Below are 19,349 nucleotides of genomic sequence, written 5' to 3'. Positions count from 1 at the left end.
CTTGAAATTATTTAATATTCTGTTTTTTCTTCTTTCTTGGCCCATTGCTCAAAAACCTTAACCCCCTCTGCCCTTTCCATATTAATGAATTTAATCCGCCTGTTTTCGATGTCCTTTTCAATTTCTTCATAAATAAAATGATCATCAAACCCTATTGCGGCGGCATCTTCCTTGGTACAGGCATAAAAGACAGCTTTAGGCCGCGCCCAATAAATTGCACCAAGACACATAGGGCAAGGCTCGCAGGAAGTATACACTATGCAATCTTCCAACTGAAAGGATTTCAGTTTATCGCAGGCCTTTCTAATCGCAACTACTTCTGCGTGTGCGGTGGGGTCATTTGACGAGGTTACTTGATTGAATCCTTCTGCTATGATTTTATCATTTTTCACAATTACAGCTCCAAACGGTCCGCCAGCATTACTTTTCATGCCTTCTTCCGCTAATTGAATAGCTCGTTTTATAAAATAGGAATCTCTTTCGGAAATCATTTTTCGAATATATTTTATATGAATTTTTTAAGTTGAAAAAAGCAAAAGTTCTTCGACATACTCAAAATTATAGGTGCCAATTTCAGCAAGGCCAATTTTTTTCAGCAGTTTAACTGAAGTAATATTTTCAGGCAGTGTAATACCGACAATTTTTTCAATTTTCAATTCTTCTGAAGCGTATTTCATTATGGCTTTAGCCGCTTCCAGTGCATAACCTTGTCCTACAAATTCTGGCAAAAAAGCAAAACCTATGTCAGGAAAATCCAAATTATCCCGCTTATAAAGTCCGCAAGAACCAATTGCCGTGCTGGAATCCTTCAGCAAGACCTTGTAGGGACCAAAACCTTGGGAAGAATAAATGCTCAAATAATGTCTTTCCAAATAGGCTTCGGCATCTGCGATGGAATTGATATTTCGATTGCCAATATTCTTTAGCCAGCCTTCGCTATTCATTAATTCGTAGATAAATGGAGCATCAAGCAATGTATATTTACGAATTTGAAGTCTTTCGGTATAGATCATAAATTAGCCTTTAAAGAGAGGCCGACCGTTCATCATTTCATTCACTTTTTCGGCTACGTCTTCAAGTACACTTTCGTCTTTGAAATTTTGAACCACCTCATCAATCAAATCTACAATTTGTTCCATATCTTTTTCAACCAAACCTCGGGTAGTGACGGCAGCTGTACCTATTCTTATTCCGCTGGTAATAAATGGTGATTTATCATCAAAAGGAACCATATTTTTATTTACTGTAATTTCAGCTTCATTTAATGCTTCTTCGGCCTCTTTTCCAGAAATATCCTTGTTCCGAAGATCGATAAGCATCATATGGTTATCTGTTCCGCCAGAAATGACCTTATAATTTTTTTCAACAAAACGCTTCGCCATTACCTCAGCATTTTTCTTTACCTGTACGGCATAATGCAAAAATCCGTCGGTCAATGCTTCACCAAATGCAACAGCTTTTGCAGCGATGATATGCTCGAGTGGTCCGCCTTGATTTCCGGGAAAAATGGCACTGTCTAAAAGTGTACTCATTTTTTTGAGATTTCCATTTTTAAGTTTTTGCCCAAAAGGATTGTCAAAATCTTTTCCCATCAAAATCATACCTCCGCGTGGTCCGCGCAATGTTTTATGCGTAGTTGTAGTAACCACGTGGCAATGCGGAAGCGGATCGCCAATAATCCCCTTGGCTATTAATCCAGCAGGGTGGGCTATGTCTGCCATGAGTAGGGCACCAACCTTGTCTGCAATCTCGCGGAAGCGTTTGTAATCAATTTCGCGTGAGTACGCCGACGCCCCAGCGATTATCATTTTTGGTTTTTCTTTTGTGGCAAGGGTTTCCAATTTATCGTAATCTATTCTTCCGGTTTTTTCGTCAACGCCGTAAAATATAGGTTCATAGAGTTTTCCGGAAAAATTTACGGGAGAACCGTGGGTAAGGTGGCCTCCGTGGGAAAGATCGAAACCTAAAAATTTGTCGCCCGGCTTTAAACACGCGGCAAAAACAGCCGTATTTGCTTGGGAGCCACTATGCGGTTGCACATTGGCATATTCAGCCCCAAAAAGCGTTTTTGCCCTATCAATCGCAATTTGTTCCACTTCATCCACTACTTCGCATCCACCGTAATAACGCTTACCGGGATAGCCTTCCGCATATTTATTGGTTAAAACCGAACCTGCCGCCTCCAGCACTTGTTCGCTTACAAAATTTTCTGAAGCTATTAATTCCAAGCCGTTTAATTGGCGTTCTTTTTCTTCTTGAATAAGGTCAAAAATCTGTTGGTCACGATTCATATTCTATATTTCTTTTTAAGTTTTATATCTTGATTTTTGTTGAAATTATTTCGAAGTAAAACCAAGATTATAACACTGCATTTTTTTTGAAAGTTAATTAATTCCAAAAATACTAAAAGCATTCGTTTAGTATTATGAAATCTATATATTTGAAACATATTTTACTAACAAAAATTTCAGGCTCAAGTAAAAACTTCGCTAATTACATTATTAATAATCAATAGATTAAAAAAAATTAGTTAGATTTATTTATCTGAATTAAAGCTACTTAACAATGATTACCGCCAACGACCCTAAGCGCAAAACCTGGTTAGACACAAAACCGGATACCGACTTTCCCATACAGAACATCCCCTTCGGCGTATTTTTAACGCGCGATGATATTATAACCATTGGAACCCGAATTGGAGATTATGCCATCGATCTGGGCGCGCTTCACCAATTGGGATATTTTAATGGAATAGAACTTACCGATGATATTTTTCTTCAAGATACCTTGAATGACTTTATAAGTGACGGAAGAAAAACGTGGCGACTGGTGCGAAACCGAATCGCAGATATTTTTGATAAAGAAAACCCGAAGCTCCGTGATAATGAGGAGCACAGAAAACACATTCTATTTACGATGGAAGAGGTTGAAATGCAACTTCCCGTGCAAGTAGGTGATTATACAGATTTTTATTCAAGCAAGGAACACGCTACAAACGTGGGTACTATGTTTCGTGGGAAGGACAACGCGCTTATGCCGAACTGGCTCCATATTCCTGTGGGATATCACGGTAGGAGCTCATCCATTATCCCTAGCGATATAAATGTGCGCAGGCCGTGGGGGCAAACAATGCCCGATGGCGCCACCGAGCCCGTTTTTGGTCCGTCAAAATTAGTAGATTTTGAGCTGGAAATGGCTTTTATAACTACAGATGCCAATGCACTTGGCGAACCCATTCCCGTAAACGAGGCCGAGGAATATATTTTTGGTTTGGTGCTGTTCAATGACTGGAGCGCACGCGATATTCAAAAATGGGAATATGTGCCACTTGGGCCATTTTTGGCCAAGAATTTTGCTTCATCCATTTCCCCTTGGATTGTAACGTTGGATGCGCTACAACCCTTTAAAGTTGAGGGTCCTAAACCGGAAATGGAGCAACTCCCCTACCTTCAGTATAAAGGGAAAAAGAGCTATAATATAGAATTAGAAGTCTATATATGTCCGGAAAATGGAGAGGAAAATAAGATTACTTCGTCAAATTTCAAATATATGTATTGGAATATGGCGCAGCAATTGGCCCACCACACCATTAACGGTTGCAATGTAAACAGCGGCGATATGATGGGTAGCGGAACCATCTCGGGCCCAACTCCAGATTCTTACGGCTCTATGCTCGAGCTCACGTGGCGCGGTGAAAAACCCATCAAACTATCTGATGGAAGTGAGCGTAAATTCATAAACGATAACGATACCGTAATTTTGAGAGGACATTGTTCCAACGAGCATGTGCGTATAGGCTTCGGCGAATGTCGCACGAGACTGTTACCTGCAAACAAGCAGTAAGTTCTCTGTTTTTAAAATAATAAAACCAAGAATTCACGAAATAAATAAATCGTGGGTTCGTGGTTTTTTTTGGGTATCCCAAAGAATTTATGCCACTATTTTTTTAAGGTGTTCCGCATCAATGGAGTGGTGTGAATCGTGGTGGATTACCGTACCATTTTTAATTACGATCATTTGTGGACTTTCGTGACGTACGCCAAATCGATTGGCAATTTCATTTGAAATATCCCTATTTTCTAGAAGATCAAGAAAATACAATTTAATTTGGTCTTCATTCAAGTTATAATTTCGCTCAAACATTTTTAGGACTGCCCGGCTTATGCCACATCGGGTGGAATGCTTAAAAATGGCCACTGGCTTTTGTTGTGACTCTTCTACTAAAGTTTCCAGTTGTTCCAATTGGTTTAAAATGTGCCAAGGAACTTCCACAATTTCTTCCTTTACAATATCGCGTTGCGTTTTAAATTTATCAAAAAATCCCATAGTTGTTTCTCTTTTTGCAAAACTAAGATATATGACTGATTATTGCCGAAACTTCGCTGTTAAAACCGTCATAATGTCTGTATAAATGCAGGTTTTAGCGGACATTTTGTCTTAAATTTAGTGTGGCTTTATAATTGATTCCTGCTCGTGCGAAGAATAATTCTTCAGATAAAAATTAAGTAAAAACCAAGTTTTTCAAAATACTATATATATGAACTTCAATAATTTCACAATAAAAAGTCAAGAGGCCATTCAGCAAGCACAACAAATTGCTCAAGGCCTTGGACACCAACAAATAGAGAACGAACATTTACTGAAAGCTATTTTTGAAGTAGATGAAAATGTTCTCCACTTTATTCTCAAAAAATTAAATGTGAATCTTACCACACTGCAACAAATTCTAACCAAGCAGTTGGAAAGTTTTCCCAAAGTTTCTGGGGGTAATATTATGCTTTCAAGGGAAGCGAACAAAACGGTTTTGGAAGCTACAAACATAGCGAAGAAAATGGGCGACAAATATGTTTCCATTGAGCATTTACTTTTGGCGATTCTCAATTCCAAAAGTGGGATTGCCCAGAGCTTAAAGGATCAAGGCGTTACCGAAAAAACAATGAATGCGGCCATTGATGAGCTTCGCGGCGGCGAAAAAGTAACATCGCAAAGCGCCGAGGAAACTTACAATTCCTTAAATAAATATGCCAAAAACTTGAATCAGTTGGCGCGCGATAGCAAGCTTGATCCAGTAATTGGGCGTGATGAGGAAATTCGTCGAATTCTTCAAATACTTTCCCGACGCACCAAAAACAACCCTATGCTCGTGGGCGAACCGGGAACCGGAAAAACCGCAATTGCAGAAGGTCTTGCCCACAGAATTGTAGACGGCGATGTTCCCGAAAATTTAAAGTCGAAAGAAATTTATTCCTTGGATATGGGCGCGCTTATAGCCGGCGCCAAATATAAAGGGGAATTTGAGGAACGCTTAAAGGCCGTGATCAAGGAAGTAACTTCAAGCGAGGGTGATATTGTCCTTTTTATTGATGAGATTCACACCCTTGTGGGTGCCGGTGGCGGACAGGGGGCTATGGATGCGGCCAATATCCTGAAGCCCGCACTTGCCCGTGGGGAACTTCGTGCAATTGGTGCCACAACGCTGGACGAATACCAAAAATACTTTGAAAAAGACAAAGCGCTGGAACGCCGTTTCCAAAAGGTAATGGTTGATGAGCCCGATACGGAGAGTGCTATTTCCATTTTGAGAGGAATCAAGGAAAAGTATGAGACGCACCACAAAGTGCGCATTAAGGACGAAGCAATCATTGCTGCGGTAGAACTGTCTGAAAGGTATATTACCAATCGTTTTCTTCCGGATAAGGCTATTGACCTTATGGATGAAGCCGCCAGTAAACTTCGGATGGAAATTAATTCAAAACCCGAGGAATTGGATGTTTTGGATAGAAAAATTATGCAGCTTGAAATTGAAATTGAAGCCATAAAACGTGAAAAAGATGAAACCAAATTGAAATCCCTTCACGCAGATTTGGCCAATTTAAAGGAAGAGCGCAATGAACTTAATGCAAAATGGCAGAGTGAAAAAGAAGTTGTGGACAATGTTCAAAATCTGAAAACCCAGATTGAGGAATTTAAGCTGGAAGCAGAACGTGCTGAGCGCGAGGGTGATTTTGGGAAAGTTGCGGAACTTCGTTACGGAAAAATTAAGGAAGCACAAGAAAACCTAAATAAATTGGAAAACCAATTGGCTGAAAATCAAGAAGGTTCTTCCATGATTAAAGAAGAAGTAAACCGAGAGGACATTGCAGAAGTGGTGGCAAAATGGACCGGGATTCCGGTGACTAAAATGCTTCAAAGCGATAGGGAAAAACTATTGACGCTTGAGGACCATTTGCATAAACGTGTAGTGGGTCAAAATGAAGCCATTCAAGCTGTAAGTGATGCCATTCGCCGAAGCCGCGCGGGATTGCAGGATGAGAAAAAACCGATTGGTAGCTTCCTTTTCCTTGGTACAACAGGAGTAGGTAAAACCGAGCTTGCGAAAGCCCTAGCGGAATATCTCTTTGACGATGAAAACGCCATGACCCGTATTGATATGAGCGAGTACCAAGAACGGCACAGCGTAAGCCGTTTGGTGGGTGCACCTCCAGGATATGTAGGGTATGATGAAGGAGGGCAGCTTACCGAGGCCGTTCGCCGCAAGCCTTACAGCGTGGTGCTACTGGATGAAATCGAAAAAGCGCACCCAGATACTTTTAATATTTTATTGCAGGTCTTGGACGAAGGTAGGTTAACGGACAACAAAGGCCGTCTGGCGGATTTCAAAAACACGATTATTATTATGACCAGCAATATGGGCAGCCATATAATCCAAGAGCGTTTCGAAGCCGTGAAGGATCCGGACACTGCGATGGAAGGCGCCAAAGTTGAAGTACTCGCGCTTTTAAAACAAACGGTGCGTCCAGAATTTTTGAACAGGATAGACGATATTATTATGTTCACCCCGCTTTCAAAATCTGATATTAACAAGATTGTGGAATTGCAGCTGAAAGGTGTCTCAAAAATGCTTTTAAAGCAAAACATCGTGCTGGATGCCACGCCAGAGGCCATCGCCTATCTTTCACAAAAAGGATTTGATCCGCAGTTTGGCGCCAGACCTGTAAAGAGGATTATTCAGCGAGAGGTTTTAAACGAGCTTTCCAAAGAGATTCTTTCAGCAAGAATTACTACGGACAGTATTATTCTGCTGGATAGTTTTGATGATGGGCTGGTTTTTAGAAATCAGGAGAACTTGGTTGATGGTTGATGGTTGATGGTTGATTGTTGATGGTTGATGGTTGATGGTTGATGGTTGATGGTTGATGGTTGATGGTTGATGGTTGATGGTTGATGGTTGATGGTTGATGGTTGATGGTTGATGGAAAATAGAAAACCCCTTGCTTTTGCTTGGGGTTTTAAAATTTTATTATGCTTTTTATTTAAAATTGTATCACATAACAGCCATCTCCAGTTTTATATTTGAATTTTTAGTATAAATGTAAAAGAAAGTAATTTAAGTATATACATTTAGCCTGATCTTTTATTGTTATAGCCTTGCCCTATTTAGGTAGTTATTTATATTTTAAGTCCAATACCAATTTTCAGTAAGTTGACATTTGTGTTGAATTTTTCATTTGGGCCATCTTTTATATTCAGTTTGGTGAAATCATATTGAACTTGCACAAAAATCTTGTTACTAATGTCATAGGCAACGCCTAAATTTAGTCCAAATCCACTCAAATTTTCAGATATACCAGAAACATCTATTCCGTTATTTGAACCTGACAATTGATAGTTCATAAATGTATATCCTAAACCTAAAAAAGGATGTAATTTTTCGATTGATTCAAGATTTAGTTCTCCGAATACTTTAGGTTGAATAATATACGTAGTCACCAAAAAATCTTGTGGAGAATTATTTTGATTTGAATTATCTATTAGAACCCCACCATTTAGACTAACTCCAATCTTTATCGGGTTTAATTCCACAAATCTATACTTTAACCCAATATCAACTATACCATATGCATCTTGTAGAAAATTGTTGTCAATTGTAATGGGGTAATTAGCCTCAATACTGAATTTTGAATCTTGAGAATACGTATTAATTGTAAAAATCAATAATAATGTCAGTAATAAATTTTGTTTCATAGTTGTGTATTTAATTAATTATAAAGGTTTGTGTCTATTTTTGTCGCTTTCGAAACGCCATCTTGTTCTCAGAAATCAAAATTATCTGCGGAGCGAAAAAAGTGCCGTAGACCGCTCGCCCACCATAATCTTTATGCATTATTAAAAAGCATTTTTATATTGTTATAATTTCTATATCCTTTACTTCGATAAATTCTTCTATTGATGCTCCAATTTCTGGATCAATTGGGTCACACAGTCCATGAATTCGAACCTTATTATTTGCACCAAATTCAGATTTCGGTAATCCGTCACTAAAATTCAACTCAGGTATTTCAATAATAATTTCTGTTTCTGTTTCAGAAATTATTCCTGTGAAGGACTTTTTGAATGGTTTTTTTTTAGTGATTCTGAATTTTGTCGTTGATGTGTCATTTAAAAATTCATTTGATCTTTTAGTCCAGCTACCATTATGAATTCCTTTCTCACTATTTATTAAAGAAAATGATATTTGTAAATTCTTATAATTGTCGTATAGTCGGATTTCTTTTTCATCTTTTTGAGGCGCGATAAAAATGGTCAATTCAAATTCATCCCCAACATTATATGATTCCTTATCGGTATTGAAATATCGCTGTGTTTCATAAAAGTTCTCTGATGTGCAACTACAAAGAATAAATGATATAAATGACAATAGAATTGTTTTTTTCATTTGCAGTTTTTTAAATTAATTACAATGGGCGTGACTACATTTTCGGTACCTGAAATATTTGTGGATATTGTGCTATGCACAAATACTCACTAAATTTTTAATTTTCCCCCAAATATAATTATTCCTCACTTCCCCACCACCTGCATAAGGGTTTCCACCTTACTTTTCAACAATGCGTTCTCCGCCTCCAATGCCGCAATCCGTTCGGCCTGAACATTGTTTTGGGGCACATTGGTAGCGTATTCTTTTGGCATTTGGGCTGCGATGTCCGCAAAAAAATTATGTTCCAGCGCTATGGCTACATCCCACAATACCCGCACATGTAGGCTACTTCTTTGATCGTATTTTGCTACCGTTACCCTGTGCAGATTCAGTTTTCTGGCCAGTGCGGCCCTATTGATCTTGTGTTTTTTGTAGTGCATTTGCAACATTGATCCTACATCTGGGGCTTTTGTTTTTATTGAGGTCACCATTTTTTAAAAATTTTCAGTTTTAACATCACAAATGTAAGCAAAAAAGATACAGCGGTAAGTAAAATGGATACAGATGTAAGTAAAATGGATACAGCGGTAAGTAAAAAAGATACAGCTGTAAGTAAAAAGGTTACAGCGGTAAGTAAAATGGATACAGCTGTAAGTAAAAAAGTTACAGCAGTAAGTAAAATGGTTACAGCGGTATGTAAAAAGGTTACATAAAATATCTAAATATCAAGAGAAGCAATTTATTTTATGGTATTATATCCAGGGTCCTACCTCCTTGATTCTCAAAACGCCACCGCAGTTCTTCTACTGCCGTCCGCGCATTGGGAATTCCCACCTTGGCGCCCACTTTATACAGTTTATATTGAGTTGAAGCCATACCAAAAGATTCGTGATCTACTATTCTCGCCACATCCGCAAGGATATTCTCAATATTTTTAACGCGTTCACGAACACTTTTTATTTGTTTCCCCAATAGGAAATCTGTTTCCATAGCATCACTTTTTAAATCGGCAGGCAGCAGATTCTCACCAAGATTTTTCTGAACCCTTATTGCATCTTCCACAAATGCATGGTTGCGGACGTCTAGACTACGGTATTGCTTTCGTTCTTCGGGAGTTAGTGTTCCCAGTGGCAATAGCGCTTTAATTTCTTCAAGTTTTTGAAAGATTGTACTCATTCTGGTTTCATCCAGCGTCTCGTGAATTAGATTATAACTGAGGTTTGCCATGGTATATATTTTTAGATTATAAACTCTTCGACAGAATTAAATTTAAAAAAAATAAGAATCGAGAAACATTCATAGTATCCACAAAAAAAAGATCCGTCAAGATTTCAACTTGTGAAATTTTGACGGATCCGGCTTCAAATTAAGCGGTAATTAAAGTTTAGGGAAAATTACCACTTGTCAATCTGGCTCTTTAACTCTTCTTTGGTTTTACCAGTTTTTTCCTGAAGGCGCCCAAGTAATTCATCAGATTTTCCTTCAGCATATTTTAAATCATCATCGGTCAGGTTTCCGTAAGCTTGTTTCATCTTACCTTTTACTTGGTTCCATTTGCCTTTAAATTGATCTTCGTTCATAGCTTTTTGTTTTAAATTATTTTTAATGTTTACTTTAGTAAAGATAAGGCAATCTGTACCGCAGAAGTGGTAATTAAATATTAAAGAATGTATTTATTTAGTTATAAAATTGCCAAACTCTCTTAAATAGTGTTACATAAAAATTTTATCATGAAAAATCTGCTGTTATTGTTACTCATATTTTCAATTTCCAGTAATAATTCTGAAACAAAGACTTCTGAAATCAATAAATCCGAAGAATCCACGCAGCCAGAAACTTCCACCTATTATTTAATGAGACACGCCGAAAAAGTACGTACAAACGCTTACGATGAAGATCCCAATCTAAGCATTGAAGGTTTGCAACGCTCCAAGCGCTGGGCAACGCATTTTGAAACCATACCACTGGATGCCGTTTATGCCACCAAATATATTCGTACCAAACAGACCGTGTCCACCATTGCGCAACAGAAGCAAATTACCATACAGACTTATGTGCCGGAAAGACTTTTTTCTGAAAAATTTCTGGCCAACACCCGCGGGAAGAACATCTTGATCGTGGGCCACAGCAATACCATCCCGCAATTGGCCAACCAATTGATTGGTGAGGAAAAATATGAAAATATGGATGATTCAGATAATTCAACCCTGTTTATAGTAACCATTAACGGCAATGATAGAAATGTTGAAATCCTCACGGTGGAATAATTCTGTATTCATCAATCATTGTTCATTAATCATTCTACCTTTGCAGCTATGGCAATTCAGAAAAATATAAAGATTAAAAATCGCAAAGCGAAATTTGAATATGAAATCCTCGATACCTACACCGCTGGCATCGTTCTGCGTGGTACAGAGATAAAGGCAATTCGGGAAGGAAAAGCCTCCATTGCCGAAAGTTTTTGCGAATTCAGCAATGGCGAGCTGTTTGCCATTAATATGACCGTGCAGGAATATAGCCACGCCACGCATTACAGCCACGCCCCAAAAAGTGAGCGAAAACTTTTGCTGAACAGAAGCGAATTAAAAAAACTGGAAAAAGAAGTGAAAAACTCTGGGCTTACCATCATTCCACTGGTGTTGTTTACCAATGATCGAGGCCTTGCAAAGCTGGATATAGCACTTTGCCGCGGTAAAAAAGAATATGACAAGCGCGAAACTATAAAGGATCGCGACAATAAAAAACAGCTTAGTAGGATTAAAAAAGCCTTCAACAATTAGAATTTTCCAGATGCGCTTTACCTTTAGCCTGCTCTTCGTTTTTATTTCTGCCTCCATTACGGCGCAAATAGTTGGCAAGGTTACGGATGCCAAGGGCAATCCGCTGCCGTACGTAAATATTTATCTTCAAAATAGCTACATCGGTACTACCACGAATGATGATGGCAATTATATTTTGAATGCTTCCGAAGAGAAAAAATACGAAGTCGTCTTCCAATTTTTAGGCTATAAATCCACTACAAAGAGTATTGAACCTCAATCTTTTCCGTTTATATTGAATGTTTCACTAACTGAAGAATCCACCAGCCTAGAAGAAGTGGTAGTAACTACTGGCGAAGACCCAGCATATCGCATCATCCGCGAAACCATTGCACAGCGAAAGGAAAATCTGGAAAGGCTCAGCGCATTTACGGCAGATTTCTACTCCCGGGGTCTGTGGCGCGTGAAGGATTTGCCAGAAAAAATATTGGGGCAGGAAATTGGGGATTTTGATGGTGCACTGGATTCAACCCGGACGGGAATTGTTTATCTCTCTGAAACAATTTCAGAAATAGCTTATCAAAAACCAGATAATTTCACCGAAAAGATTATCGCAAGCAAAGTAAGTGGAAACGATAACGGCTTCAGTTTTAACAGTGCCCAAAGTGCCGAATTTTCATTCTATGAAAATACCGTTGAAATAAATGCGGCACTCGTTTCGCCTATCGCAAACAACGCTCTCTATTATTACAATTACAGGTTGGACGGGATTTTTTATGAAGGAAACAAACTCATAAATAAAATTGAAGTTATCCCGAAACGCCCCAACGATCGCGTCTGGAAAGGTTTTATATACATTGTGGAAGAGGATTGGCAGCTATACGGTATTGAACTCACCACTACCGGTGCGGCGATACAAATTCCATTTGTGAGTGCTTTAATGATTAAGCAGAATTACAAATATGACGGTGCAAATGATTTTTGGGTGAAAATTTCACAAACTATTGATTTTGGTTTTGGTTTGATGGCGATGGAAGGCGATGCGCGGTTTATTGCCGTCTATAGCAACTATAATTTTGCCCCCAATTTCAACAGAAAAAGTTTTACGAACGAAGTGATATCCTTCGCTTCCGAAGCGAACAAAAAAGACAGTATTTTTTGGAAAGGCATTCGGCCTGTGCCCTTAACCAATGAAGAATTGAAGGATTATGTGAAAAAAGACAGCATCCAGATTCTGCGGAGTTCCAAAACGTACTTAGATTCCCTCGATGCCAAATCAAATAAATTTGGCATTTTGGATCCCCTTACCGGGTATACTTACAAGAATAGTTTTGAAAAATGGCGCGTGAGTTATGAAGGGCCTATTTCAAAAATAAACTTTAATACTGTTCAAGGCTGGAATGCTTCGGCTGGGCTTAATTTTTTAAAGTGGTATGATGATAACCAGACCAACACACTTTACACGGCCTTAAATGCCAACTATGGAATTTCCGAAGGTAGATTACGATTTTCCGGGGTTTTGGTCCGCAATTTCAATTGGACAAATAAATCAAGGATAAGCATTACAGGGGGTAGCCAAGTAGCGCAGTTCAATGCACTTGAACCTATTTCGCCTTTAATAAATACGGTTTCTACATTATTTTTTGAAAGAAATTATATGAAACTCTACGAGTTGAATTACGGCAGGGTTGGTTATAGCCGTGAAATTTTCAATGGCCTGCACCTTTACGGCCGCGTAGGGTTTGAAAATAGACAGCCGCTTTTTAACACTTCAGATTATGTAACCATCCCAAATGCAGATGTAAGCTATACCAGCAATAATCCTCTGGCGCCTAATGATTTTAGCAATCCCGTAATTACGGAACATAATATCCTAAAATCCTACCTACGTGCCCGAATTAATTTTGCACAGAAATACGCATCGAATCCTGATATGAAATTCACTGTTGAGGATTCAAAATACCCAGAACTTAACATAATTGTTGAAAACGGCGCGGCATCCTCAAATAGTGATTATAATTATACCCAATTTCAAGCGAGCCTGAACCAATCAATAACTTTGGGAAATAAGGGTGAATTTGTATACAACTTAAAAGGCGGGACATTTTTAAATGCCGAAACTATTTCGTTCATCGATTATAAACATTTCAACGGAAATCAGACCCGTGTGGGCACTTCGCCAAATTATACGAATGTGTTCAATTTGCTTCCTTATTATCAATTGAGCACCAATAAAAGTTATTTTGAAGGGCATTTGGAACACGATTTCAGGGGATTTATTCTGGGAAAAATCCCCGGAATCAATCAACTTAATTGGAATCTAGTTGCGGGCGCACATTTTTTGAGCACCGAAAACCGAAAGCCGTATTCTGAAGTTTCGTTAGGCTTGGATAATCTTGGAATTGGGAAATTCCGTTTCCTCCGTTTGGATTACGTTCGCAGTTTTTTTGAAGGCGGAAATGAAGGTGCCTTTATTTTTGGACTTAAATTCTTAAATATTATCGATAGGTAATTAATTTTTGTCTTCCAGCAAAGGCACAAACTTGAATTCACCGTATTCCTTTTTTTCAAATTCAGTTTCGGATTTTCTGTGGAAAACTGTCATAACCTGCACATTTTCCCCAACTGGAATTACGAGCTTCCCTCCTATTTTTAATTGGGCCAGCAACGGCTGGGGTACAAAAGGCGCACCAGCAGTAACAATAATTCCATTAAATGGCGCTTCATCCTCAAGACCTATATAGCCATCACCAAAAATCATCCGTTTGGGCTTGTACCCTAATTTTGGGAGAAAAAGTCGTGTTTTTTTAAAAAGTTCATTTTGGCGTTCAATGGTATAGAGTAATGCATTCATCTCTAGCAATACCGCGGCCTGGTAGCCGCTGCCCGTCCCTATTTCCAAAATTTTATCGCCTTTTTTTACTTCCAAGAGCTCGGTTTGTCTGGCAACAGTGTACGGCTGGGAAATAGTTTGCTCCGCCGCGATGGGAAAAGCTTTGTCCACGTACGCGTGATCCACGAAACCGGAATCCATAAAAAGATGCCTCGGAATTTTACCGATGGCCTGCAAAACATTTCTATCGGTAATCCCTTTGGTTTTCAAGGTTTCAACCAATTTCTTTCGCATTCCTTGATGGGTAAAAGTGTCTTTCAAATTTAATTTTTCAGTTTATATATTTTCGGTTTTACAAAGTAACCAATTCTAAAGAATATGTTACAACAATCAATTCTTCAAATTTGAACTATTTCAGAAAAAAAAACTACTTCCGAAGTTTCGGAATATAAATATGCAAAAGTGCCAAAAATGAGAATTTCATAAACTTGCAAACCCGCCGCTCTTCTTCCCAAAAACCATTATCTTTGAAAAAAACACGTACACAATGCTAAAAGCAGGCGTTCTGGGTGCTGGGCACTTAGGAAAAATTCATTTAAAACTGCTCAAACAATCTGAAAAATATGACTTGGTTGGGTTCTATGATGCTAATCAACAAGCATCCCTTGAAATAGAAAAGGAATTTGGCTATAAAAGTTTTCCCTCGATGGAAGCGCTTATTGACGCCTGCGAAATGGTGGTTGTGGTAACGCCCACCAGCACGCATTTTGCCTGTGCCGAAAAAGTAATAAAAGCGGGTAAACATATCTTTATAGAAAAACCCATTACCCAAACCGTGACCGAGGCCGAGCAAATTCGGGATCTCGCCAAAAAGCACAAAGTGCGCGGTCAAGTGGGACAGGTAGAACGTTTTAATCCCGCGTTTACGGCAATCAAGGATAAAATTACCAACCCCATGTTTATAGAAACGCATCGCCTGGCGGAATTCAACCCGCGCGGGACGGACGTTTCGGTGGTTCTGGATTTAATGATCCACGATATTGATGCCATTTTGAGCGTGGTAAAAAGTGATGTGAAGAACGTGAGCGCCAGTGGCGTAAGCGTTTTGAGCGAAACACCGGATATTGCCAATGCGCGTATTGAGTTTGAAAATGGTTGCGTGGCAAACCTCACCGCGAGCCGGATTTCGTTGAAAAAAATGCGAAAGGCTCGGTTTTTTCAGCGCGATGCCTACATTTCAGTAGATTTTCTTGAGAAAAAATGTGAAGTTGTAAAGATGAAGGATGCACCAAAGGATGCCGATGATTTTGCGATGGTACTCACCAATGCGGAAGGAGTAAAAAAGCAAATTTATTTTGAAAATCCGAAGGTGGAAAACAATAATGCCATCCTAGATGAGCTCGAAAGCTTTGCCGAAGCCATAAAAGCAGACCGTGTTCCCGAGGTTTCACTGGGCCAGGGAACGGAAGCGCTTCGCGTGGCAATGATGATTATTGAAAATTTCAGAAAAATTTGAAGCAACTTAATTCCAAATATTAAAATCACATTCCGAAGAATTTCGGTTTTAAATTATATAGCCATTTATGAAAAATATTGCAGTAATAGGCGCAGGAACCATGGGCAACGGGATTGCCCACACGTTTGCGCAGTTCAATTTTAAGGTAAATTTAATTGACATCCAGCAGGCTTCGCTGGACAAAGGTTTAGCGACCATCACAAAAAATCTGGACAGAATGGTTTTAAAGGAAACAATTTCTGAAACCGATAAAACCAATACGCTGAAGAATATTACCACTTTTACAAATCTTGAGGAAGGTGTAAAATCGGTAGATTTGGTTGTAGAGGCGGCCACTGAAAATCTGGATCTCAAACTTAAAATCTTTCGGGATTTGGATAAATTCTGTTCAAAGGATGCAATTTTAGCGAGCAATACTTCTTCCATTTCTATCACCCAAATTGCCGCAGCTACTTCGCGACCGCAACAGGTTATCGGCATGCATTTTATGAATCCCGTTCCTATTATGAAATTGGTAGAAATAATAAAAGGCTACAGCACAAGTGACGCAACGTACAGTACGGTGGAATCACTTTCAAAAGAGTTGAAAAAAGTTCCCGTAGAGGTCAACGATTACCCTGGATTTGTGGCGAACAGAATTTTAATGCCAATGATCAATGAAGCGATTGAAACATTATACAACGGCGTGGCCGGCGTAAAGGAAATTGATACGGTAATGATGCTGGGAATGGCGCACCCCATGGGACCGCTGGCCCTTGCTGATTTTATTGGGCTGGATGTTTGTCTTTCCATTTTAAAGGTTATGTATGATGGTTTTAAAAACCCGAAATACGCGCCTTGTCCCCTTTTGGTGAATATGGTAATGGCCGGAAAGCTTGGCGCAAAAAGCGGAGAAGGTTTTTACGATTACAGTGAAAACAGGAAGGCTGAAGTGGTTTCGAAAATGTTTCTGAAATAATTTACGCAACGGTAACCTGTGTTCAGTGTTCAGTTTTCAGCATTCAGAAAAAAAACAATGAAGTTTCAAGAACTATTTGCTTATCAGAAATCAGTTGATCTTTCTATGGAAATTTTTTCAATATCAAAATCATTTCCAACGGAAGAAAAATATTCATTGACAGATCAAATAAGAAGGTCTTCAAGGAGTGTTTCAGCAAATATTGCAGAAGCATACCGAAAAAGACTTTATCTAAAAAATTTTATTAGTAAACTTACCGATAGCGATGCAGAAAATTCAGAAACACAGGTATGGCTTGAGTATAGTTTAAAATGCAACTATATAAATGATTCGGAATATAAAAAGTTATTTGATTCCAGTATAGAAGTTGGAAAACTTATAAATTACATGATAAGAAATCCTGAAAAATTTGGAGTAAAAATTTCATAAACCAATACAAAGTGATCAACTCAATACTGAACACCGGACACTGAATACTATAAGAAATGGCCAAAATCCTCCCATTTAAAGCAGTTAGACCCACTCGGGACAAGGTAAGTTTACTTGCGGCGCGTTCTTACGATAGCTATACGCCTGCCCAAGTAGAATCTAGATTGAGGGACAATCCGTTTTCATTTTTGCACATTGTAAATCCGGGCTACAAATACCAAAAGGAGATTTCCGGTGAATTGCGCTATTCCTTGGTAAGAAATAGATATCAGGAATTTAAGGAAGAGGGCATTTTTATGCAGGAGGAAAATCAATCATTTTACATTTATAAAATCGTAAACAGGGATGGTCTGGAATTTAATGGAATTGTGGCGGCGGCAAGTGTGGCGGATTATGAAAACGACATTATCAAAAAGCACGAGGACACGCTGGAATTTAGGGAAGTAGTTTTCAAGGAATACCTAAAAACCGTGGGGTTCAACGCGGAAGCGGTCCTTTTAACCTATCCGGACAATAAGGAATTGGAAGTCATTATCGATTTTGTGATGCAAAGCCGGCCGGAATATGAATTCACCACAACCTACCGGGACACGCATTATTTATGGAACGTTGATGATGAAACCATTCTCAAAAAAATCCAGAATATATTTTCGGAAATGCCCGCGCTTTACATCGCGGACGGTCATCATCGCTCCGCTTCCTCGTATTTGCTCGCAAAGGATTTGGAAAATGATAACCCCAATCACAATGGTTCAGAATTATATAATTATTTTATGAGCTATTTAATTCCCGAAAGCGATTTAAAAATCTACGAATTCAATCGGTTGGTCAAAGATTTGAACGGCTTGCAGAAAGACGAATTTTTAATACGGCTCGATGCATATTTCCGAATTGAAAACCGTGGGATGGAATATTACAAGCCTTCCAAGAAGCACCATTTCAGTATGTATCTGGACGGCGAATTTTACTCGCTTTACCTTCGGAAAAACAATTATGAAATCAAAAATGCATTGGACGCGCTGGATACCCAAATTTTATTTGAAACCGTATTGAAACCAATTTTGGGGATTGAAGATTTGAGAAATGATCAGCGCATTGAATATGCCCACGGCAAAAAGGACTTGGCATATGTGAAAACGGCGGTGGACTCTGGGAATTTTGCCGTGGGTTTTGGGCTCCTTCCCGTAACAACGGAGGAGTTAAAAAAAATTGCCGATGAAGGTTTAAGGATGCCACCAAAAAGCACGTACATAGAACCAAAATTGCGCAGTGGCGTAACGGTTTATGAGTTTTAAAGATTTCTTCATCTAAAGAAATTTGAATTAAGCTACAAAATGAATATTTCAGAAAATATAAAAGAATTTTATTCGGAATTGCCACAAAACGTGACCCTCGTAGCGGTTTCAAAAACAAAACCTGTATCAGATTTGATGGAAGCGTACAACGCAGGACAACGAATTTTTGGGGAGAATAAAATCCAGGAAATGGCGGGCAAGTGGCAGGAAATGCCGAAAGATATACAGTGGCATATGATTGGTCACGTGCAACGAAACAAGGTAAAATATATGGCACCATTCGTGAGTTTGGTGCACGCCGTGGATAGCCTTAAACTTTTGAAGGAAATAAATAAGGAAGCGAAAAAAAACGACCGTACCATTAATTGTCTGCTTCAGATAAAAATTGCCGAAGAGGACAGTAAATTTGGAATGGATGAAGCCGATGCCGCGGATTTGCTTGCTTCAGAGGAAATAAAAAAATTTCAGAATATTAAAATAGTGGGGTTGATGGGAATGGCGACATTTACAGATGATGAAGAACAAGTGAAGTCTGAGTTTCAGCATTTGAAACAGATTTATGATAAGTTCAAAACAAAAAACCCCGATCTAAACATTTTAAGTATGGGCATGAGCGGCGACTACAAAATAGCCATTGAAAACGGAAGCAACATGGTGCGAGTGGGCAGCGCTATTTTTGGGGAACGCAATTATAATGAGTAGTGAGTAGTGAGTAGTGAGTAGTTAGTAGTGAGTAGTTAGTAGTTAGTTGTTAGTAGTGAAAATAGCTTAATTCTAAATATTTAATCTTTTACTCTATTACTCTTTTACTCTTTTAGTCATTTAATCATTTAGTCTTTTAATCTCTTAACCTTTTAATCT

Annotated in this window: 21 protein-coding genes; 11 read left to right on the top strand and 10 right to left on the bottom strand. The window is 38.8% G+C overall.

The features are described from left to right. Positions 1-11 precede the first annotated feature (11 nt). From KIV10_RS10615 to glyA, 3 genes are read right to left on the bottom strand one after another with little or no spacing between them, the layout of a single operon-like run. Positions 12-491 (bottom strand): nucleoside deaminase, encoded by a 480-nt coding sequence (locus KIV10_RS10615; RefSeq protein WP_214113489.1) that lies wholly within the window; start codon positions 489-491, stop codon positions 12-14. Positions 492-518: 27 nt separating this feature from the next. Next, positions 519-1,013: a GNAT family N-acetyltransferase gene (locus tag KIV10_RS10610; RefSeq protein WP_214113488.1), complete on the bottom strand. Its 495-nt coding sequence runs from the start codon at positions 1,011-1,013 to the stop codon at positions 519-521. Between the two features lie 3 nt (positions 1,014-1,016). Continuing rightward, on the bottom strand, positions 1,017-2,291 hold the full coding sequence (glyA, locus tag KIV10_RS10605) for a serine hydroxymethyltransferase (RefSeq protein ID WP_214113487.1): 1,275 nt from the start codon (positions 2,289-2,291) through the stop codon (positions 1,017-1,019). 274 nt (positions 2,292-2,565) lie between these two features. Between glyA and fahA the strand changes: the two genes are divergently transcribed. After that, positions 2,566-3,843 carry a fumarylacetoacetase gene (gene fahA / locus KIV10_RS10600; protein WP_214113486.1) on the top strand — a complete coding sequence of 426 codons (1,278 nt, stop codon included), beginning with the start codon at positions 2,566-2,568 and terminating at the stop codon, positions 3,841-3,843. 87 nt (positions 3,844-3,930) lie between these two features. Here the strand turns inward: fahA and ytxJ are convergent, their stop codons facing one another. Continuing rightward, a complete protein-coding gene (gene ytxJ / locus KIV10_RS10595) occupies positions 3,931-4,326 on the bottom strand; it encodes a bacillithiol system redox-active protein YtxJ (protein WP_214113485.1) in 396 nt (131 codons plus the stop codon). Positions 4,327-4,537: 211 nt separating this feature from the next. Here ytxJ and clpB point away from each other — a divergent pair, with 211 nt between their 5' ends. Continuing rightward, the gene (gene clpB, locus KIV10_RS10590) at positions 4,538-7,141 is read left to right on the top strand and encodes an ATP-dependent chaperone ClpB (protein ID WP_214113484.1); all 2,604 of its coding nucleotides are present in this window, start codon (positions 4,538-4,540) and stop codon (positions 7,139-7,141) included. A gap of 308 nt (positions 7,142-7,449) precedes the next feature. Here the strand turns inward: clpB and KIV10_RS10585 are convergent, their stop codons facing one another. The 3 genes from KIV10_RS10585 to KIV10_RS10575 all read right to left on the bottom strand — a co-directional run bounded on the left by KIV10_RS10585 (position 7,450) and on the right by KIV10_RS10575 (position 9,189). Next, a complete protein-coding gene (locus KIV10_RS10585) occupies positions 7,450-8,025 on the bottom strand; it encodes an outer membrane beta-barrel protein (RefSeq protein ID WP_214113483.1) in 576 nt (191 codons plus the stop codon). Positions 8,026-8,179: 154 nt separating this feature from the next. Further along, positions 8,180-8,716 carry a phage tail protein gene (locus KIV10_RS10580; protein ID WP_214113482.1) on the bottom strand — a complete coding sequence of 179 codons (537 nt, stop codon included), beginning with the start codon at positions 8,714-8,716 and terminating at the stop codon, positions 8,180-8,182. Between the two features lie 125 nt (positions 8,717-8,841). Beyond that, a complete protein-coding gene (locus KIV10_RS10575; RefSeq protein ID WP_214113481.1) occupies positions 8,842-9,189 on the bottom strand; it encodes a hypothetical protein in 348 nt (115 codons plus the stop codon). A gap of 63 nt (positions 9,190-9,252) precedes the next feature. Between KIV10_RS10575 and KIV10_RS10570 the strand changes: the two genes are divergently transcribed. Continuing rightward, on the top strand, positions 9,253-9,411 hold the full coding sequence (locus tag KIV10_RS10570) for a hypothetical protein (protein WP_214113480.1): 159 nt from the start codon (positions 9,253-9,255) through the stop codon (positions 9,409-9,411). Positions 9,412-9,442: 31 nt separating this feature from the next. Here the strand turns inward: KIV10_RS10570 and KIV10_RS10565 are convergent, their stop codons facing one another. Continuing rightward, positions 9,443-9,925, bottom strand: coding sequence for a hypothetical protein (locus KIV10_RS10565; RefSeq protein ID WP_214113479.1), 483 nt, complete (start codon positions 9,923-9,925; stop codon positions 9,443-9,445). 167 nt (positions 9,926-10,092) lie between these two features. Further along, the gene (locus tag KIV10_RS10560) at positions 10,093-10,278 is read right to left on the bottom strand and encodes a CsbD family protein (RefSeq protein ID WP_214113478.1); all 186 of its coding nucleotides are present in this window, start codon (positions 10,276-10,278) and stop codon (positions 10,093-10,095) included. A gap of 150 nt (positions 10,279-10,428) precedes the next feature. Between KIV10_RS10560 and KIV10_RS10555 the strand changes: the two genes are divergently transcribed. From KIV10_RS10555 to KIV10_RS10545, 3 genes are read left to right on the top strand one after another with little or no spacing between them, the layout of a single operon-like run. Next, entirely contained in the window at positions 10,429-10,965 is a 537-nt protein-coding gene (locus KIV10_RS10555; protein ID WP_214113477.1) for a SixA phosphatase family protein, read from the top strand. Positions 10,966-11,013: 48 nt separating this feature from the next. After that, positions 11,014-11,478 carry an SsrA-binding protein SmpB gene (gene smpB, locus KIV10_RS10550; RefSeq protein ID WP_214113476.1) on the top strand — a complete coding sequence of 155 codons (465 nt, stop codon included), beginning with the start codon at positions 11,014-11,016 and terminating at the stop codon, positions 11,476-11,478. 10 nt (positions 11,479-11,488) lie between these two features. Continuing rightward, complete coding sequence (locus tag KIV10_RS10545; protein WP_214113475.1) at positions 11,489-13,969, top strand: DUF5686 and carboxypeptidase regulatory-like domain-containing protein; 2,481 nt, start codon at positions 11,489-11,491, stop codon at positions 13,967-13,969. Here the strand turns inward: KIV10_RS10545 and KIV10_RS10540 are convergent, their stop codons facing one another. Then, on the bottom strand, positions 13,970-14,611 hold the full coding sequence (locus tag KIV10_RS10540) for a protein-L-isoaspartate(D-aspartate) O-methyltransferase (RefSeq protein WP_214113474.1): 642 nt from the start codon (positions 14,609-14,611) through the stop codon (positions 13,970-13,972). It lies immediately after the preceding gene. Positions 14,612-14,837: 226 nt separating this feature from the next. Between KIV10_RS10540 and KIV10_RS10535 the strand changes: the two genes are divergently transcribed. The 5 genes from KIV10_RS10535 (at position 14,838) to KIV10_RS10515 (ending at position 19,190) form a co-directional block, all read left to right on the top strand. Then, a complete protein-coding gene (locus KIV10_RS10535) occupies positions 14,838-15,806 on the top strand; it encodes a Gfo/Idh/MocA family oxidoreductase (RefSeq protein WP_214113473.1) in 969 nt (322 codons plus the stop codon). A gap of 67 nt (positions 15,807-15,873) precedes the next feature. Further along, complete coding sequence (locus KIV10_RS10530; RefSeq protein ID WP_214113472.1) at positions 15,874-16,764, top strand: 3-hydroxybutyryl-CoA dehydrogenase; 891 nt, start codon at positions 15,874-15,876, stop codon at positions 16,762-16,764. 57 nt (positions 16,765-16,821) lie between these two features. Next, positions 16,822-17,193, top strand: coding sequence for a four helix bundle protein (locus KIV10_RS10525; protein WP_214113471.1), 372 nt, complete (start codon positions 16,822-16,824; stop codon positions 17,191-17,193). A gap of 56 nt (positions 17,194-17,249) precedes the next feature. Then, the gene (locus KIV10_RS10520) at positions 17,250-18,488 is read left to right on the top strand and encodes a DUF1015 domain-containing protein (protein ID WP_214113470.1); all 1,239 of its coding nucleotides are present in this window, start codon (positions 17,250-17,252) and stop codon (positions 18,486-18,488) included. Positions 18,489-18,527: 39 nt separating this feature from the next. Then, entirely contained in the window at positions 18,528-19,190 is a 663-nt protein-coding gene (locus KIV10_RS10515; protein ID WP_214113469.1) for a YggS family pyridoxal phosphate-dependent enzyme, read from the top strand. Positions 19,191-19,349 lie beyond the last annotated feature (159 nt).

Source organism: Aequorivita echinoideorum (assembly GCF_018476645.1).
GTDB lineage: Bacteria > Bacteroidota > Bacteroidia > Flavobacteriales > Flavobacteriaceae > Aequorivita > Aequorivita echinoideorum.
The sequence above is the reverse complement of the archived record's forward strand: the minus strand, read 5'-3'. Positions and strand labels throughout refer to the sequence as shown.

Bases quoted from the DNA above. Each gene is read 5' to 3' on its own strand.
- KIV10_RS10615 (WP_214113489.1), bottom strand. From the start codon at position 491: ATGATTTCCGAAAGAGATTCCTATTTTATAAAACGAGCTATTCAATTA.
- KIV10_RS10610 (WP_214113488.1), bottom strand. From the start codon at position 1,013: ATGATCTATACCGAAAGACTTCAAATTCGTAAATATACATTGCTTGAT.
- glyA (WP_214113487.1), bottom strand. From the start codon at position 2,291: ATGAATCGTGACCAACAGATTTTTGACCTTATTCAAGAAGAAAAAGAA.
- fahA (WP_214113486.1), top strand. From the start codon at position 2,566: ATGATTACCGCCAACGACCCTAAGCGCAAAACCTGGTTAGACACAAAA.
- ytxJ (WP_214113485.1), bottom strand. From the start codon at position 4,326: ATGGGATTTTTTGATAAATTTAAAACGCAACGCGATATTGTAAAGGAA.
- clpB (WP_214113484.1), top strand. From the start codon at position 4,538: ATGAACTTCAATAATTTCACAATAAAAAGTCAAGAGGCCATTCAGCAA.
- KIV10_RS10585 (WP_214113483.1), bottom strand. From the start codon at position 8,025: ATGAAACAAAATTTATTACTGACATTATTATTGATTTTTACAATTAAT.
- KIV10_RS10580 (WP_214113482.1), bottom strand. From the start codon at position 8,716: ATGAAAAAAACAATTCTATTGTCATTTATATCATTTATTCTTTGTAGT.
- KIV10_RS10575 (WP_214113481.1), bottom strand. From the start codon at position 9,189: ATGGTGACCTCAATAAAAACAAAAGCCCCAGATGTAGGATCAATGTTG.
- KIV10_RS10570 (WP_214113480.1), top strand. From the start codon at position 9,253: ATGGATACAGATGTAAGTAAAATGGATACAGCGGTAAGTAAAAAAGAT.
- KIV10_RS10565 (WP_214113479.1), bottom strand. From the start codon at position 9,925: ATGGCAAACCTCAGTTATAATCTAATTCACGAGACGCTGGATGAAACC.
- KIV10_RS10560 (WP_214113478.1), bottom strand. From the start codon at position 10,278: ATGAACGAAGATCAATTTAAAGGCAAATGGAACCAAGTAAAAGGTAAG.
- KIV10_RS10555 (WP_214113477.1), top strand. From the start codon at position 10,429: ATGAAAAATCTGCTGTTATTGTTACTCATATTTTCAATTTCCAGTAAT.
- smpB (WP_214113476.1), top strand. From the start codon at position 11,014: ATGGCAATTCAGAAAAATATAAAGATTAAAAATCGCAAAGCGAAATTT.
- KIV10_RS10545 (WP_214113475.1), top strand. From the start codon at position 11,489: ATGCGCTTTACCTTTAGCCTGCTCTTCGTTTTTATTTCTGCCTCCATT.
- KIV10_RS10535 (WP_214113473.1), top strand. From the start codon at position 14,838: ATGCTAAAAGCAGGCGTTCTGGGTGCTGGGCACTTAGGAAAAATTCAT.
- KIV10_RS10530 (WP_214113472.1), top strand. From the start codon at position 15,874: ATGAAAAATATTGCAGTAATAGGCGCAGGAACCATGGGCAACGGGATT.
- KIV10_RS10525 (WP_214113471.1), top strand. From the start codon at position 16,822: ATGAAGTTTCAAGAACTATTTGCTTATCAGAAATCAGTTGATCTTTCT.
- KIV10_RS10520 (WP_214113470.1), top strand. From the start codon at position 17,250: ATGGCCAAAATCCTCCCATTTAAAGCAGTTAGACCCACTCGGGACAAG.
- KIV10_RS10515 (WP_214113469.1), top strand. From the start codon at position 18,528: ATGAATATTTCAGAAAATATAAAAGAATTTTATTCGGAATTGCCACAA.